The 15,992-nt window shown below is 45.3% G+C and carries 13 protein-coding genes; all 13 read left to right on the top strand.

All coding sequences use genetic code 11. The features are described from left to right. Position 1: 1 nt before the first annotated feature. The 13 genes from C3B52_RS16180 to C3B52_RS16235 all read left to right on the top strand — a co-directional run bounded on the left by C3B52_RS16180 (position 2) and on the right by C3B52_RS16235 (position 15,857). Complete coding sequence (locus tag C3B52_RS16180; protein ID WP_103107438.1) at positions 2–1,480, top strand: amino acid permease; 1,479 nt, start codon at positions 2–4, stop codon at positions 1,478–1,480. 18 nt (positions 1,481–1,498) lie between these two features. Next, on the top strand, positions 1,499–1,639 hold the full coding sequence (locus tag C3B52_RS36475) for a hypothetical protein (protein ID WP_164684804.1): 141 nt from the start codon (positions 1,499–1,501) through the stop codon (positions 1,637–1,639). Between the two features lie 134 nt (positions 1,640–1,773). Continuing rightward, on the top strand, positions 1,774–3,423 hold the full coding sequence (locus tag C3B52_RS16185; RefSeq protein ID WP_103107439.1) for an ABC transporter substrate-binding protein: 1,650 nt from the start codon (positions 1,774–1,776) through the stop codon (positions 3,421–3,423). 28 nt (positions 3,424–3,451) lie between these two features. Next, complete coding sequence (locus C3B52_RS16190) at positions 3,452–4,561, top strand: aminopeptidase (protein ID WP_103107440.1); 1,110 nt, start codon at positions 3,452–3,454, stop codon at positions 4,559–4,561. 20 nt (positions 4,562–4,581) lie between these two features. Beyond that, positions 4,582–5,583, top strand: coding sequence for a dipeptidase (locus tag C3B52_RS16195; RefSeq protein ID WP_103107441.1), 1,002 nt, complete (start codon positions 4,582–4,584; stop codon positions 5,581–5,583). 50 nt (positions 5,584–5,633) lie between these two features. Continuing rightward, positions 5,634–7,046 (top strand): serine hydrolase domain-containing protein, encoded by a 1,413-nt coding sequence (locus C3B52_RS16200; RefSeq protein ID WP_164684805.1) that lies wholly within the window; start codon positions 5,634–5,636, stop codon positions 7,044–7,046. Positions 7,047–7,284: 238 nt separating this feature from the next. Continuing rightward, positions 7,285–8,733 carry a serine hydrolase domain-containing protein gene (locus C3B52_RS16205; RefSeq protein ID WP_103107443.1) on the top strand — a complete coding sequence of 483 codons (1,449 nt, stop codon included), beginning with the start codon at positions 7,285–7,287 and terminating at the stop codon, positions 8,731–8,733. A gap of 30 nt (positions 8,734–8,763) precedes the next feature. Next, positions 8,764–10,404: an ABC transporter substrate-binding protein gene (locus C3B52_RS16210; RefSeq protein WP_103107444.1), complete on the top strand. Its 1,641-nt coding sequence runs from the start codon at positions 8,764–8,766 to the stop codon at positions 10,402–10,404. Positions 10,405–10,471: 67 nt separating this feature from the next. After that, a complete protein-coding gene (locus C3B52_RS16215; RefSeq protein WP_103107445.1) occupies positions 10,472–11,884 on the top strand; it encodes a serine hydrolase in 1,413 nt (470 codons plus the stop codon). Positions 11,885–12,018: 134 nt separating this feature from the next. Further along, entirely contained in the window at positions 12,019–12,957 is a 939-nt protein-coding gene (gene nikB / locus C3B52_RS16220) for a nickel ABC transporter permease (protein WP_103107446.1), read from the top strand. 2 nt (positions 12,958–12,959) lie between these two features. Next, positions 12,960–13,856: an ABC transporter permease gene (locus tag C3B52_RS16225; RefSeq protein WP_103107447.1), complete on the top strand. Its 897-nt coding sequence runs from the start codon at positions 12,960–12,962 to the stop codon at positions 13,854–13,856. Positions 13,857–13,914: 58 nt separating this feature from the next. After that, positions 13,915–14,904 carry an ABC transporter ATP-binding protein gene (locus C3B52_RS16230; protein ID WP_103107550.1) on the top strand — a complete coding sequence of 330 codons (990 nt, stop codon included), beginning with the start codon at positions 13,915–13,917 and terminating at the stop codon, positions 14,902–14,904. Then, a complete protein-coding gene (locus C3B52_RS16235) occupies positions 14,901–15,857 on the top strand; it encodes an ABC transporter ATP-binding protein (RefSeq protein ID WP_103107448.1) in 957 nt (318 codons plus the stop codon). Before C3B52_RS16230 ends, C3B52_RS16235 begins: the two co-directional genes overlap by 4 nt. The last annotated feature ends 135 nt before the right edge of the window (positions 15,858–15,992 follow it).

Here is a 15,992-nt window from a genome sequence, read left to right on the forward strand (position 1 = left end):
GATGCACAAGGCGGGGGGAGAATACATGGAGACCAAGACGCAAACTCACTCTGGTGAACTAAAAAAAGAGCTAGATACGCGTCATGTTAACATGATTGCCATCGGGGGAACGATTGGAACTGGCTTGTTTTTGGCTAGTGGAGGTACTGTTAGTGAAGCTGGACCTGGCGGAGCGTTGCTGACATATGCGGTGCTAGGGATTATGGTGTACTTCCTAATGACAAGCTTGGGAGAAATGGCTGCTTTTAAATCAGTGTCGGGAGTTTTTGAAGTTTACCCCAGCAAATTTATTGACCCTGCTATGGGGTTTGCAATGGGATGGGTCTATTGGCTTGGATATTCGGTTACATTAGCAGTTGAGCTATCGGCAAGTGCGATCCTCATGAAATATTGGTTTCCGGATACACCTGGAATCATCTGGAGTGCACTGTTTTTAGCCATTATTTTCGGCATAAACATATTATCTACCAGAGCATACGGGGAGTCTGAATACTGGTTTTCGATGATTAAAGTTGCCGTAGTGGTCGTTTTCATCGTAGTGGGTTTTTTGACGGTTTTTGGACTCATGGGTGGTGAATTTGTTGGGTTTAAAAACTTTACGTATGGCGAGGCACCCTTTGTAAATGGATTGGCAGGGATGATAGGGGTATTTTTTATAGCCGGATTTTCATTTATGGGGACAGAATTTATAGCGATTGCGGCAGCTGAGAGCAAAGACCCAGCAAAAAGCATACCTCAAGCTACACGTAATGTGTTCTGGCGAATTCTTCTGTTTTTTATTGGGGTTATATTTATTATTGGATTGATGATCCCTTATGATGATCCCAACTTATTGCAATCCGATTTGGAAGCGGTTGCGATGAGTCCATTTACTTTGCTGTTCCAGAATGCAGGGATGACAATAGCAGCAGCGGTAATGAACGCGGTCATCCTGACAGCTATTCTTTCTGCTGGGATTTCATCCATGTACGTTTCGTCACGCATGCTGTATTCCTTGGCAAAAAGCGATAAAGCGCCAAAATTTTTAGGCAAAGTAAATTCCCGAGGGGTACCAACTAATGCACTGGTCGGAACTGCAATCATGGGAGCACTCTGCTTTTTAAGCTCCTTGGTTGGTGATGGTGCAATCTACTATTTGCTATTGGATGGAAGCGCACTGCTGGGCTTTATTGCATGGCTGGTTATCGCTGCAAGCCATTATCGGTTTCGTAGAGCTTTCGTCATCCAAGGTCGTAGTTTGAAAGAGCTGAAGTACCGTGCAAAATGGTTCCCGTTTGGTCCTATATTTGCTTTTACGCTCTGTTCCGTGATTGTACTAGGCTTTAATTATCAAGATTTTGTAAGCGGTACAATTGATTGGCTTAAATTTTTTGTGACCTATTCAGGAGCATTCGTATTTTTGATTTGTTATTTCGGATATAAATTTGTCAAAAAGACAAAGATCATCCCATTAAAAGAGATAGATTTTGATAATTGGTAAGTGAATAAATCGAGATCAGTGACTCTATTTCAATATCACTGGATTGACGGGTTTTTGGAGATCGTTACGCTGAACGGACCGATCATTGCCTTGACAAAAAATCTTGCGAAGCTTTTGCAAGATTTTTTGTTTATTTATTGGCTGTCCCCACCAGGATAGCTTGAAACATGCACCAACATGAATAAGAAATTCTTGGCACATGATTTGCTAAATACGAATGTAGCAAAAAAGGAGGGCATGCTTTCAGGTTTAGGACATTCATGAAAACGTTTTCGTACAAAAGGGGGATATTTATGGTCAAAAACAGGAAGAGAAGTAGATTTTTTACCGTTTGTAAGCTGGCGGTGATTGCTATGCTTGTCGTGAGTGGCTGCAGTGGAGGTACCTCGGATGCAGATATTGGAGTCGCCAAATTTGAACAAGACATTGGACAGCCCCAGAATGGGGGAACAATTACAGTCGGCTACCCACAAGAACCCGATACGTTTGACGTCCATAAATCGAATGGAGCAAGCGTTACGGACGAAATTGCTGGATTGATGGGCGGGACCCTAGTTTATATGGATCCAACCACACATGAAATCAAGCCACATCTTGCAGAGAGCTACACAATCACTCCAGATGGAAAAACATGGACGTTTAAGATACGTTCTGGCATTACCTTTCATGATGGCACTCTTTTAACCGCCAAGACATATAAGGAGACGTTTGATCGGATTTTTGATCCGAAAACAAAGGCAACGTCCGTTTTGTCCACGTTAGGGGCAGTGAAAAGGGTGAAGGCACCGGATGATCAAACTCTTATTTTGGAATTGAAGGAACCATTTGCTCCGTTGCTAATTAACCTATCAATTCCTGGTTGGTTGCAGCCTTTGTCTATGAAGGCAATCGAGAAATCAGGTACAGATTATGGAAGAAACCCAGTTGGAGTGGGTCCGTGGAAGTTTGAAAGCTGGCAGCCTGGTCAGACTGTTACCCTTACACGCAATGACCAATATAAGTGGGCAGAGCCATATTATGAGAATAGAGGTCAGGTTCGACCAGATAAGCTCGTGTTTAAATTCGTTATTGACAAACAAACCAGGCTAGCTGCTTTGGACAGCGGTTCTATCGATATAGCAATAAACGTACCGGCTAAAGATATCAAAAAATATAGAAGCAGTGAAGAATTTGAGGTTATAGAAAGAATGAGAAGTGGTATTGGTTTACTTCTGGAGATGAACATGAGGACAGAAGCTTTACAAGATGTAGAGGTGCGCAAAGCTTTGAACATGGCGATTAATAAAGAAGCCATCATACAAGCAGCACTGCAGGGTGAAGGAGAAATCGCCCACAGCTTTTTGCCTCCTACTTTCTTTGGCTACGACAAAGCTGTTGAAGAACTGGATTATAAGTACAGTCAAGAGGAGGCGAAAAAGCTCCTGGATGCTGCTGGCTGGAAGATGGGAGCCGACGGAACTAGAGAAAAGAACGGTAAAAAACTTAGCTTAACCTTGCTTTCCAGTGAAAGCCAGGCCAAAGAAACACAGCTCGTGCAAGCAATGCTTGGGGAAGTAGGGATCAAAGTTACCATTAATAATATGGACCCAGCCGCCATGCTGGATGCAGCGAGCAAAGGACAGTTCGATCTCACTGTTATGTCCTATACTGATGTCGATCCAGATATTTTTTACCTGTTCTTCCACTCTAGCCAAATCGGTGTCTTTAATGATTCGGCAATCAATGACCCCAAACTCGATGAGCTACTAGTAAAAGGTCGCACTACCGTTGATCTGGAGGCCAGAAAACAGGTCTACTCAGAGGTACAAAAATATATGATTGAGCAAGCCTATCTCGTTCCGATCTATATCGATAAGCAGTTTATTGTAGTTAATAGGCGTGTGAAGGGCCTAAAGTTAAGTCCTGATCGTCTACTTTATACAGACACGTGGGTGGCTCAGTAACGCAAAAAACGAAAGAGGTGTAAATAACATGTTGGACCCACGCCTTACAAAATTAGCTGATGTACTAGTAAACTACTCTACTAATGTGCAAAAGGGCGATAACGTATTAATTGAAGCTATTGAAATTGACACTCCTTTGGTTAAAGAACTGATAAAAGAAGTATCTAAAGCAGGAGGGCATCCATTTGTAAATATTAGCGAATCTTCCGTACGACGTCAGCTTTTGATAGAAGGAACGCAAGAACAATTTAAAACATGGGCTGACCTTGATAAATATCAGATGGAAAAAATGCAAGCGAATATTATTATTGACGGTGGATCAAATATTATCGAACTTTCAGATGTCCCAGATGACTGGATGAAGCTGTATGCTTCGTTAAACAAACCCGTTAGAATGGCGCGGCTAAAAACAAAATGGGTCTATCTCCGTTATCCGAATCCTTCCGTGGCGCAGTTGGCAAATATGAGTACAGAGGCTTTTGAAAACTTCTACTTTGATGTATGCACGATGGACTACGCTAAGATGGCAAAAGCTATGGAGCCCCTAAAAGAATTAATGGAAAAGACAGATCGAGTGAAGATCATAGGACCAGGTACGGAGCTTACTTTCTCAATCAAAGATATTCCGGCGAATCCATGCGCAGGCCAATACAATATTCCAGACGGAGAAGTCTATACGGCACCGGTTCGTGATTCTGTGAACGGCGTGATCTCATATAACACACCGTCCCCTTACCAAGGCTTCACATTTGAAAACATTCGTTTAGAGTTTAAAGACGGAAAGATTATCCATGCGACAGCGAATGATACGGAGCGAATCAACAAAATTTTGGATACGGATGAAGGCGCTCGTTTCGTCGGGGAGTTTGCAATCGGTGTTCATCCTGCCATTCGCAAGCCGATGCTCGATATCTTATTTGACGAAAAAATCGATGGCAGCTTTCACTTCACACCAGGTCAATGCTACGAAGATGCCTCTAATAACGGGAACGAGTCTGCCATTCACTGGGATATGGTGATGATCCAGCGCCCAGAGTATGGCGGCGGAGAGATTTGGTTTGATGATCGATTGATTCGAAAAGATGGGCGCTTTGTCATTCCTGAACTAGAGAATCTGAACCCAGAATATCTGAAGTAGTTTGAAAAGGAGCGATAAGCATGACGTATATAATTGATGGTCATTTTGACTTATTGTTGGATGTTGCCGTTAAAAGAGAGCAGGGCAGAAGAAAAGTGATCGAAACTGATTTTTTGCCCGAATTTGTGGCAGGCAAAGTGAATATTATTGTCGCCGCTATCTTTATAGATGACAAATTTTTACCGGAGATGGGTATGAGGAAGGCACTTCAGCAAATCAGTGCTCTGCATGCTGAAGCGAGTGAATCACCGGAAAAAATCATGGTTTGTAAGAACATGAATGATATCCAAACAGCGAAAGAAACGGGTAGAGTAGGTTTTGTCCTTTCATTAGAAGGAGCAGAGCCCATATCAAACGATTTAAGTATGATTCGCCTTTTTTACGAACTGGGTGTTCGCTTTATGGGTCTGGTGTGGAGCAGACGTAATTTCGTTGGCGACGGCAGTCATTTTACTCCAAAGCGTGAGGGCAGAAAGGGTGGACTGACCGATTTTGGTGTACAAGTGGTCGAAGAGGCCGAAGCGTTGGGGATGATCATTGATGTGAGTCATTTAAACGACGAGGGCTTTTGGGATGTTATGGAGTTTGCCAATAAGCCAATCATCGCCTCCCATTCCAATTGTCGATCAATCGTTAACTCTATGCGTAACCTCACGGATGAGCAGATAAAGGCAATCGCTTCCACAAATGGTGTAATCGGGATAAATGGCGTAAACATATTTGTTGCAGATACGGATAAGGACTCTGACTTAGACCACCTTATTGATCATGTGGATCATTTTGTTAAACTAGTTGGCGTGGAGCATATCGGGTTAGGTCTTGATATGATTGAGCCGTTTTTGAAGTACGACTCTCCAGAAAGTTTGGAAGATTTGCCACGCAAAGATTTTGACGTTGTAAAAGGACACTCGAAGATCCCTGATCTAATCCGTGTTCTCTCGAAAAGAGGGTATAAGGATGAAGCCATTGAGAGAATTTTGAGCAAAAATTTTTTGAGAGTCTACAAAGAAGTTTGGAAGTAGAAACGATCATCAAAATCAATTTTTGAAATGGAGAATAAAGGATGATGGAAATGAGTAGCCACAATTGGACCCAATCTTTTGAAGAATACACGCAGAAGCTTTTGAATAAAAAAAAGACTCCAGGCGCGATCCTTGCTCTTGCGCAAGATGGAGAGCTTGTTTATCACCACTCATTTGGCTATAGCGATGTGGAGCACAAAACAGCGATCACTTTGGACACGGTTTTTGGGATCGGTTCCTGCACAAAATCATTTGCATGTGCAGCGATCATGCACCTTCAAGATGCAGGTAAACTGTCTGTTCACGATCCAGTGGTAAAATACTTGCCCGAGTTTCGGACTCCAGATGCCGAGAAAACGAAACAGATATCGATTCACCACTTCATGACACATACAACAGGATTGCCACCGCTGCCTGCTCTTAGTATTTCTTTAAAACGCAGCTTCGAAGCAGACCTCCATATGCGGGAGGTTGTTGAACAAATGAAAGAAGTGAATCCCATCGATACCTATGAGGAATTGATGGAATTTATCGCGTCCCAACCGTTCGATTTGCTGGGTGAGCCAGGAGATGAGTTCAGCTATTCGAACGATGCCTATGCTTTGCTTGGCGCCATTATTGAAAGAGTAAGCGGAAAGTCATTTGAAGCCTATTTGAAAGAAAGTATTTTAGAACCGTCAGGTATGACTGATAGCGTGTTTCATCTAGAAGAGTTACAGGGTAATACTGACATAGCCACTCTATACTCATGTAGAGGAACTGGAGATGACAAGGAAGTGTTCGCCTCCCCAGCTCCATGGGATGCTCCACCGATGCGAGCGGCCGGTTTTTTAAAATCAACAGCGAGAGATCTGTTGAAGTATCTAGAGATTTTCCGTACCCAGGGTTTGGTCGGCCAAACTCGAATTCTTTCCGCCACAAGTAGTGAACAAATGCTGAAGCCTTTTGTTGAAATCTCGCAAGGCCATTTTTATGGATATGGATTCTTGGTGCGTACAGACTACCACGGTGCGACCTTGGTCGAGCATGGGGGAAACATAAAGGGAGTCAGCGCTCAAATCTTTCTGATTCCAGAACAAGGTATTACGGGAGCCGTACTGTCCAATATAGTAGAAGCTCCGTTACCAAGCATTATGGAAGAGTGCTTAAATGGATACCAATCAAGACCGGTTCAAGCACGGGCGATCGTCTATCAGAAACAAGAGCTGTCGGCTGATCATGCCAACCAATATGTAGGTAACTTCGCCACATTAGAAGGGAATCGTATCACAATCAGTTACGAGGATGGAGCCTTACTGTTAAATGAAGACGATAACGCTCCTCTCTTCCTAAGGCATATAGGTGAAGACAGCTTTGTGTTTAAAAAAGAGGGTCAGGAAATTACCATTCGTTTCATCCGAAACAGGGAGGGACACGTTATAAGGGTCTTACGTGGCTTGAGACAGCTGACAAAAAGTGAATAGGTACGAAATATGTGCGTTCTCTACGTATTCTTACGAAGAGAACGTTTTTATTACGCGTCTTCCCGTAAATGGAATGATAGGAATCCAGGCAAAAAATCTTGCGCATTTATTGCAAGATTTTTTGTTGAATATTGATTGTCACCGCGAAAGAATGCTTGATACAAATGGCATCGTTCTTAAGAAATTGCTTGGCACATGATTTGCTTAGTATAGATGTAGTAAAAAAGGAGGCATGTCAATGAAAAAAAAAGCTTGGGAAGCTACATTTGAAGATTTTGCTCAAAACATATTTACGAAAAGCCGCGCACCCGGCTTGATAGTAGGCTTGAATAAAGACGGAGAAAGCTTGTACAGAAAAAGCTTTGGCTATCGAGATGCAGAGCAAAAGCTGGAATTATCGCCAGATACTATCATGGGTCTGGCATCAGTGACAAAATCCTTTACTTGTATGGCTATTATGCAGTTGCAAGAGGCGGGCAAGCTGTCCGTACATGATCCTGTAATCACATACTTGCCAGAACTACGGACACCTGATCGCGCGAAAACAGAGAAGATGACCATCCATCATTTCATGACTCATTCAGCAGGGTTTCCGCCGCTGCCTGTTGATTCACTTGCTGTCAAGAGTTCTATGGCTGAGGTTTTATCCGATGAGAATCATCCGATTTACAGATTTCTGAACAAGGAAGATGTAAAACCGGTTGAGACGTTCACCGATTATTTGGACGCTTTCAACAAACAAGAGTATGAGCTGCTTGGAGCCCCTGGACAGTATTTCAGCTACTCGAATGACTCGTATTCATTGCTTGGTGGCATTATCCATCGGGTGAGTGGAAAACCATACGATGTTTATGTAAAGGATCACATCCTTGATCCGGCAGGTATGTCGAGCAGTACATTTTACCCCAGTGACCTACCGAAATTTCCTGATGTCACAACGCTTTACCATTATAGGGAAAATAATGATGAGTTGGAGATATGTCCTGATCCAAATTGGGAAGACGGTCTGGTCGTAGCAGCTTCTGGCCTCTTAAATTCTACCCTGCGAGACATGCTGAACTACGCTGAGATTTTCCGTACAGGTGGACTGATTGGCAACGAGCGCATTCTTTCCGAAGAAAGTGTTAAGAAAATGATGCGACCACACATTCGTTGTAGCTATGACAGATATTACGGATATGGATTGATGATCAAGCCCGATTTCTTTGGTCAAACACTGGTAGAACATGGGGGCGCGATAAAGGGTGTAGCGGCGCAGCTTACCATTTTGCCAGAAAGCGGAGTCACGGCAGTAGGCTTTGCGAATTTGGTAGGCACACCTGTTGAGGAAGTAGTTACGGCAGCAATCAATTCGTATGCAGGACGCCCAGTTGATGCTTCCGCTGCTACGTACCGGGAGTATCACGTTCCTGTTGAAAAGTTAGGCAGGTATGTTGGACGGTTCATATCGGGCGAAGGTGCGGATTTAAGTGTAAGTCTGGAAGAAGGAGCTTTACAGGTCGTGCAAAATGAATCCATCGCCACTACTGGAAACAAAGAAAAGTATCCGCTACAGCCAATCGGAGAGGACTATTTTTTGGTCAAGGCAAAGGGAAGAGAGTTTTCCATCGGTTTCATTACGGAAGAAAATGGGGAAGTGAAAGCCATTTCCTATGGCCTGCGGATCGTTCCCAAAGGCAATAAGTAGACTTTTTACTAGAAAAGGGGGGATCCATTTATGTTTAAAAGCAATGAGTATAAATGGACACGTATCACGTATATCACGTTTGTTTATTTGGTACTCATCACACTGATTGGTTGTAGCTCTATTCCCACACCACCGACGAAAGAGACTGGAATGAGCAACCGCTCAGATCCGCAAAAGGGCGGGACACTTACAATAGCAGAGGCGGAGGAACCTGATACTTTGGACCCGCACAAAACATCCATGTCATCAGGCAATACGATTTCAGGCTACATGGGGGGCTCCCTTTTCACTTTTGATCCCGTCACAAATGAATTAAAACCATATCTGGCGGAATCATACACTGCTTCTGAGGATGGGAAGACAATTACATTCACACTTCGTACTGGCATAAAGTTTCACGACGGCACACCTTTGACAGCGACGGCATTCAAGGCAACCTATGAACGCGCATTGGCACCAGAAACGGCTTCGCCTGTAGCTGCACAAAGTTTACAAGGTATAAAATCCATTTCCGCTCCTGATGATACAACCTTGATCTTTCATCTGGACAAGCCTGCAGCTCCACTTCTTGCGCTTTTGACGTTCGAAGGCTACACGCAGCCACTATCGATGGACGCTATCCAAAAGTATGGAAAAGAATATGGCAGAAATCCCGTTGGCATTGGTCCCTGGAAATTTGAAAGCTGGAAGACTGGCGAATCGATTACTTTAGTACGAAATGAAGAATTTAATTGGGCATTACCCCATGCGGAAAATAAGGGGGCTCCTTGGCCTGAAAAGCTTGTGATCAAATTCATTAAAGACAGCCAAATTTTGATGGCTGCATTGGATAGCGGCACAATCGACATCGCCACCCTGTCGGGGAAAGAGACAAAAAAATATAAGAACAATGAGAAGTTTGCCATCATTGAGGGAACGTCGCCTAATATGGTTGAATTGCAAATGAACGTGGAAAACGAGTTTCTGAAAGATATCCATGTACGTAAAGCGATCAATCTGGCAATCAACAAAGAAGCGATTATTCAGGCTGATTTACAGGGTGAAGGTTTGCCGGTTTATGGTGCGCTCCCTTCTATGATGTTTGGATATGATCCAGCAGTTGAACAATACGGGTATAAATACAATGTGGAAGAAGCGAAAAAGATGCTGGAGGCATCTGGATGGAAGGAAAATGCGCAGGGAATCAGAGAAAAAGGTGGAAAAACACTCAGCCTCACACTGATGACTTCTGCAGCAAGTTCCGGCAATCAGCTAATTCAAAGCATGTTAAAAGAGATAGGCATAAATGTAGAAATCAACATGGTCGAAGTTGCAGCTGCGTTGGATCAGGCATCCAAAGGGGGATTCGATTTAAATTTTTCTTCTTGGGGCGACGTTGACCCTGACATGCTGTATTTATTGATGCATTCCAGCCAAATAGGTGGGGGCCTCAATTACGGGCGAATTAACAATAAAGAGCTGGATGCCCTGTTAGAAAAGGGACGTACGACAATGAACGCGGAAGAAAGAAAGAAAATCTATGCAGACATTCAAAAGATAGCTGTTGAGCAAGCCTATGGAGTTCCGCTTTACACACCAAAAACCTTCAAGGTGGTAAACAAACGAGTTCAAGGGGCGAAGCCAAATCCAATGGCTAAGTTATCCGTTTACGATATGTGGATTAAACAATAAATCACATAGGTCGTTACCCTGGTAGAGATCAATTATTCCCAAAATGAAAAGGAAAGGATGTATTGAAATGAGCACACACAATTGGACAAAAGCTTTTGAAGAATACGCGCAGAAGCTTTTGGATGACACCAAGACTCCAGGCGCGATCCTTGCTCTTGCGCAAGATGGAGACCTTGTTTATCATCAATCATTTGGCTATAGCGATGTGGAGCACAAAACAGAGATCACATTGGACACCGTTTTTGGGATCGCTTCCTGCACAAAATCATTTACCTGCGTAGCGATTATGCACTTACAAGAAGCAGGAAAACTGTCTGTTCACGATCCGGTGGTAAAGTATTTGCCACAGTTTCGGACTCCAGATGCCGAGAAAACGAAACAGATAACGATTCACCACTTCATGACACATACAGCAGGATTGCCGCCGCTGCCTGCTCAAGGTATTACTTTAAAGCGAAGTTACGAAGCAGACCCCCATATGCAGGAGGCTGTTGAAAAAATAAAAGATCTAAATCCCATCGACACTTATGAGGAATTGATGGATTTTATCGTGTCCCAGCATTTCGAGTTACTGGGTGAGCCGGGAACTGAGTTCAGTTATTCGAACGATGCCTATGCTTTGCTTGGCGCCATTATTGAAAGAGCAAGCGGAAAGTCGTTTGAAGCCTATTTGAAAGAAAGTATTTTGGACCCGGCAGGTATGACCGATACTGTATTTCATCTTGAGGAGTTACAGGGAAATACTGACATCGCCACTCTATACTCATCGAAAGGAGTAGGAAAAGACAAGGAAGTGTTCGCTTCTCCCGCCCCATGGGATTCCCCACCGATGCGGGCAGCCGGATATTTAAAATCAACAGTGAGAGATCTGTTGAAGTATCTCGAGATTTTCCGCACAAGGGGCTTGGTCGGGCATACGCGGATTCTTTCCGCCGCGAGTGTGGAACAAATGATGAAACCTTTTGTTGAAATCTCGCAAAGGGAATGTTACGGATATGGATTCGTGGTGCATACGGACTACCACGGTGCGACTTTGGTCGAGCATGGGGGAAATTTAAAGGGAGTTAGTGCTGAAATCTTTCTGATTCCAGAACAGGGGATTACGGGAGCAGCACTGTCAAATTTAGTGGAAGCGCCAATACCAACGATCATGAATGCGTCCTTAAACGGATATCAATCGAGACCGATTCAAGCACGTGCCATCGTCTATGAGGAGCAAGAACTGTCGCCTGATCGTGCCAACCAATATGTAGGTACATTTGCCAATTTAGAAGGGAGAAGCATCAAAGTCAGCTACGGTGATAGCGGCAAGCTGCAAATTGGATTCGGCAACACTTCTTTCTCCCTAAGCTATATCGGTGAAGATAGATTTGTATTTACAGAAGATGATCTTGAGATTGCCATTCGTTTTATCCGTAACAGCGAGGGGCACGTCATTCGAGTCTTTAATAGCTCTAGACAGCTGACTAAAGTCAAATAAGTCAAAAAAGAGAAGGAATTCCGAAAGTGAATAAAAAGCTAAACAATCGAGAAAAAGTTCGGAATTATCGTACGGGTCCCAAGCTGCATCCGTTAGACATAACTACTATTTCATGATAGCTGGGTGAATGAATAATGAAGCAGTATATACTCAATCGGTTTGTATCGGGAATCATCGTCTTGTTCGGACTCTCCATCTTCACCTTTGCGCTCATTCACATGATTCCAGGTGATCCAGCGCGCATTATGCTAGGGCAGAAAGCGACAGTCGAACAAGTAGAACTCTTAAGGGAACAGATGGGGCTGGATAAGCCCCTCGTTACCCAGTATATCGATTATGTCTCGGGGGTAGTCAAAGGTGATCTGGGCACATCACTCAAGACGGGCCGACCGGTTTTTGTCGAAATTACAGAACGCTTTCCAGCCACAGTCAAGCTCGCTTTGGTCGGAATTGGCATCGCTATCATTTTAGGTGTAGCGACGGGTATTCTTGCAGCGAAGTTCAATAATACGATCATCGACTATACCATAACGTCGCTAGCAACGCTGGGGATGTCTCTCCCGAGCTTCTGGCTGGGGCTCATCATAATCATGGTGTTTGCCGTCAAGCTCAGTTGGTTCCCCATCGCTGGTGGGACGGGATTCATGGATATCGTACTTCCTGCCATTACATTAGGTGTGCTGAGCTCCACGACTATCATCCGACTCACGCGCTCCGGCATGATCGATGTGCTTGCCAATGATTACATCCGCACCGCGAAAGCGAAAGGAATGCGCGAATCGATCATCCTGTTTCGCCACGCTTTTCGCAATGTGATGATTCCCGTGGTGACCGTCGTCGGTTTGCAAATCGCAGCGTTGCTCGGCGGTTCGGTCATCATCGAGCAGGTGTTTAGCTGGCCGGGGATCGGTACGCTGGCCATCAGTGCCATTTCCTCCCGCGATTTTCCCATGATTCAAGGCATTACCCTATTTATGGGCTTTGTCTATGTAACGGTCAACATTCTCGTCGACCTCCTCTACGGACTCATCGATCCGCGGGTTGACTATAGTGCGTTAAAGGAGGGGGCGTAAGCATGAGTGAAGCAAGCAAACCGGTTCAATCAAGCTCGGTGACGGCAGAATACAGCTTACCCAGATTTGAGCTGCTGGACAAAATTCTCAAGAACAAAGGGGCCAAAAGTAGCCTGATGATGATCTTCATCATCGTCGTGATCGGCATCGTCGGCCCCTGGCTCGCTCCTCACGATCCGACCAAAACGTATTATGACGCCTTTTTGCAGGGGCCTTCGGCGGAGCATTGGCTCGGTACGGATGCCATTGGTCGAGACATATTTTCTCGTCTTTTGCACGGTACACGGGTCACGTTGATAGTTGCTGTGATGGCCGTCAGCATTACTCTTGTACTTGGAACAGTCATCGGAGTCGTGAGTGCTTATGTAGGAGGCTTCGTCGATAACCTGTTGATGAGAATCATGGACATTTTGCTCGCGATGCCGGGCATTATCTTGGCCTTGGCGATTGTAGCCGTGCTCGGTCCGAGTCAAACCAACGCGATGATTGCCATCGGGATTTCTTCGATTCCCAGCTTTGCTCGCTTGATCAGAGGGGCTGCTTTGGTGGTCAAGTCCTCCGGATATGTGGAAGCGAGCCGCTCGATCGGCACGCCAAACTGGTGGATCATTCTGTTTCAAATGATTCCTAACATTACCAACGTACTCATTGTTTACACGACCCTGTTCATCGGGGGAGCAATTCTTGATACGTCTGCACTGGGCTTTATCGGTTTGGGGGCACAGCCACCGACCCCGGAGTGGGGCACGATGCTCAGTGAAGGCAAGGATTACTTGTCCGATGCCTGGTGGCTGGCCACATTTCCCGGAATAGCAATTACGATTGTAGTCTTAGCCGTGAACATTTTAGGTGACGCCCTGCGCGATATCTTTGATCCTCGCACACAAAAGAGAAAATAGCATGCTTTTCATCAAACCAACATCATTTACAAAGCGGATTGGAAAGGAGACCTCTGCGATGGTCAATGTATTGGAAGTGAAGGGACTTACGACACAGTTTTCCAAGCAATCGGGCAGTGTGACGGTCGTTGATCAGATTGACATCGATTTGCAAAAAGGCGAATCACTTGGCATTGTTGGCGAATCAGGCTGCGGCAAAAGTGTCACGTCGCTTGCCATCATGCGTCTCTTGGACAGTAATGGCACGGTTAGTGGCAGCGTTCGCCTAAACGGGAAAGATGTGTTTTCGCTGAGCGAAAAAGACATGCGGGACATCCGTGGCAAAGAGATGGCGATGATCTTTCAGGAGCCGATGACTTCGTTAAATCCGGTGCTGTCGATTGGCCGCCAGATCAGTGAAGTGCTGGAAGAACATCTAGGAAAAAGCAGGGCAGAATGCAAAACGAGGGTAATCGATCTGCTTAGACAGGTGGGGATTTCTCGACCGGAAGAGATCTATCGTGAGTATCCGCACCGTTTATCTGGGGGGATGCGACAGCGGGTCATGATCGCCATCGCGATTGCCTGTAATCCGGCCCTGTTGATCGCCGATGAACCAACGACTGCTTTAGATGTGACGATTCAGGCGCAGATTCTGGATCTGATTAAAAAAATTCGCGACGATTCTGGCATGTCTCTGGTTATGATTACACATGATCTCGGCGTGGTGGCAGAGGTGTGCGACCGCGTCATGGTGATGTATGCCGGACAAGTGATTGAGTCTGCTGACGTAAGGACCTTGCTGCGCAGCCCGAAGCACCCCTATACCGTTGGGTTGATCCAATCCGCACCGCATCAATCAAAAGGGCGACATCGACTCCACAGCATCCAGGGAAGCGTACCCGCCCCCGAGGATATGCCGTCAGGCTGCCGGTTTGCCCCGCGCTGTGACATGGTAATGCCCATTTGTTGGGAGAAAAATCCGGCCTTGCAGCAAGTTGATCAAGGGTCCGCATGCCGTTGTTGGCTATATGAAGAGAACAAAGAAAGTTCGGTGGTTAGCGTATGATGACACCTCTCTTGGAAGTAAAAGGTCTACAGAAGCTGTTTCCCGTAAAGAAGGGGTGGTTTCAACAACCAAGCTACGTTCATGCTGTAAACGGCATTGACGCAACAGTCTACGAAGGAGAAACGCTGGGTATCGTCGGTGAATCCGGTTGCGGGAAATCGACGCTCGGCAGATGCATCCTGCGTCTCCTGGAGCCGACTAGAGGGGAAATCCTGTTCCAAGGCAGGGATATCAGTCAATTACCCAAAAAAGAGATGCATGCTGTTCGTCGTCATATGCAAATGGTATTTCAAAATCCGTTTGACACCTTAAACCCCAAGCTGAAGATTGGTCAGATCTTGACGGAGCCATTGTTATCGCACGGAATTCCCCGCGAGCAGCGGCAAAGCTTGCTGGAAGAGACGGTTGAGATCGTCGGGTTAAACAAACGGCATCTGGGCCGCTATCCTCACGAGTTTTCCGGTGGGCAGCGGCAGCGGATCGGCATCGCCCGCGCCTTGATGCTGCAGCCCAAGCTGATTATCGCCGATGAGCCAGTATCCGCCCTCGATGTTTCAATCCAATCGCAAATTCTCAATCTGATGCAGGATTTGCAAGAGCATTTATCACTGACCTACATTTTCATATCTCATGACTTAAGTGTAGTCGAGCATATTTCCGATCGGGTCGCTGTGATGTATTTAGGTGAAATTGTCGAGTTTGCCGATAAGGACAAGCTTTTCCTACAACCACTGCACCCGTATTCACAAGCGCTCCTGTCCGCTACACCTACTTCAGACCCAGACGAAAAACATGAGCGAATCATTTTGCGTGGTGACTTGCCCTCTCCATCAAATCCACCGCAGGGCTGCAAGTTTCATCCGCGCTGCCATGCCTGCATGGAGATTTGTCGGACAGAAGTGCCACGGTTACGGGAAGTTGATGGCAGGCAGGTTGCTTGCCATCTGTACTGATTTTGCTATAACACATCATATGAAAAAACGTGAGACGCTTGCATTTCTGGGTGGCTCACGTTTTTTCATGAGAGTAACCATTCAGGCGTTCGATCTTGTAAGCAGCTTGGTACGATTTTTGCATTATGACATGGT

The sequence above is a fragment of the Brevibacillus reuszeri genome, assembly GCF_002897295.1.
GTDB lineage: Bacteria > Bacillota > Bacilli > Brevibacillales > Brevibacillaceae > Brevibacillus > Brevibacillus reuszeri_A.

What these genes read in the sequence shown, in the direction of transcription:
- C3B52_RS16180 (WP_103107438.1), top strand. Translation starts at nt 2, where the DNA reads ATGCACAAGGCGGGGGGAGAATACATGGAGACCAAGACGCAAACTCAC.
- C3B52_RS16185 (WP_103107439.1), top strand. Translation starts at nt 1,774, where the DNA reads ATGGTCAAAAACAGGAAGAGAAGTAGATTTTTTACCGTTTGTAAGCTG.
- C3B52_RS16190 (WP_103107440.1), top strand. Translation starts at nt 3,452, where the DNA reads ATGTTGGACCCACGCCTTACAAAATTAGCTGATGTACTAGTAAACTAC.
- C3B52_RS16195 (WP_103107441.1), top strand. Translation starts at nt 4,582, where the DNA reads ATGACGTATATAATTGATGGTCATTTTGACTTATTGTTGGATGTTGCC.
- C3B52_RS16200 (WP_164684805.1), top strand. Translation starts at nt 5,634, where the DNA reads ATGAGTAGCCACAATTGGACCCAATCTTTTGAAGAATACACGCAGAAG.
- C3B52_RS16205 (WP_103107443.1), top strand. Translation starts at nt 7,285, where the DNA reads ATGAAAAAAAAAGCTTGGGAAGCTACATTTGAAGATTTTGCTCAAAAC.
- C3B52_RS16210 (WP_103107444.1), top strand. Translation starts at nt 8,764, where the DNA reads ATGTTTAAAAGCAATGAGTATAAATGGACACGTATCACGTATATCACG.
- C3B52_RS16215 (WP_103107445.1), top strand. Translation starts at nt 10,472, where the DNA reads ATGAGCACACACAATTGGACAAAAGCTTTTGAAGAATACGCGCAGAAG.
- nikB (WP_103107446.1), top strand. Translation starts at nt 12,019, where the DNA reads ATGAAGCAGTATATACTCAATCGGTTTGTATCGGGAATCATCGTCTTG.
- C3B52_RS16225 (WP_103107447.1), top strand. Translation starts at nt 12,960, where the DNA reads ATGAGTGAAGCAAGCAAACCGGTTCAATCAAGCTCGGTGACGGCAGAA.
- C3B52_RS16230 (WP_103107550.1), top strand. Translation starts at nt 13,915, where the DNA reads ATGGTCAATGTATTGGAAGTGAAGGGACTTACGACACAGTTTTCCAAG.
- C3B52_RS16235 (WP_103107448.1), top strand. Translation starts at nt 14,901, where the DNA reads ATGATGACACCTCTCTTGGAAGTAAAAGGTCTACAGAAGCTGTTTCCC.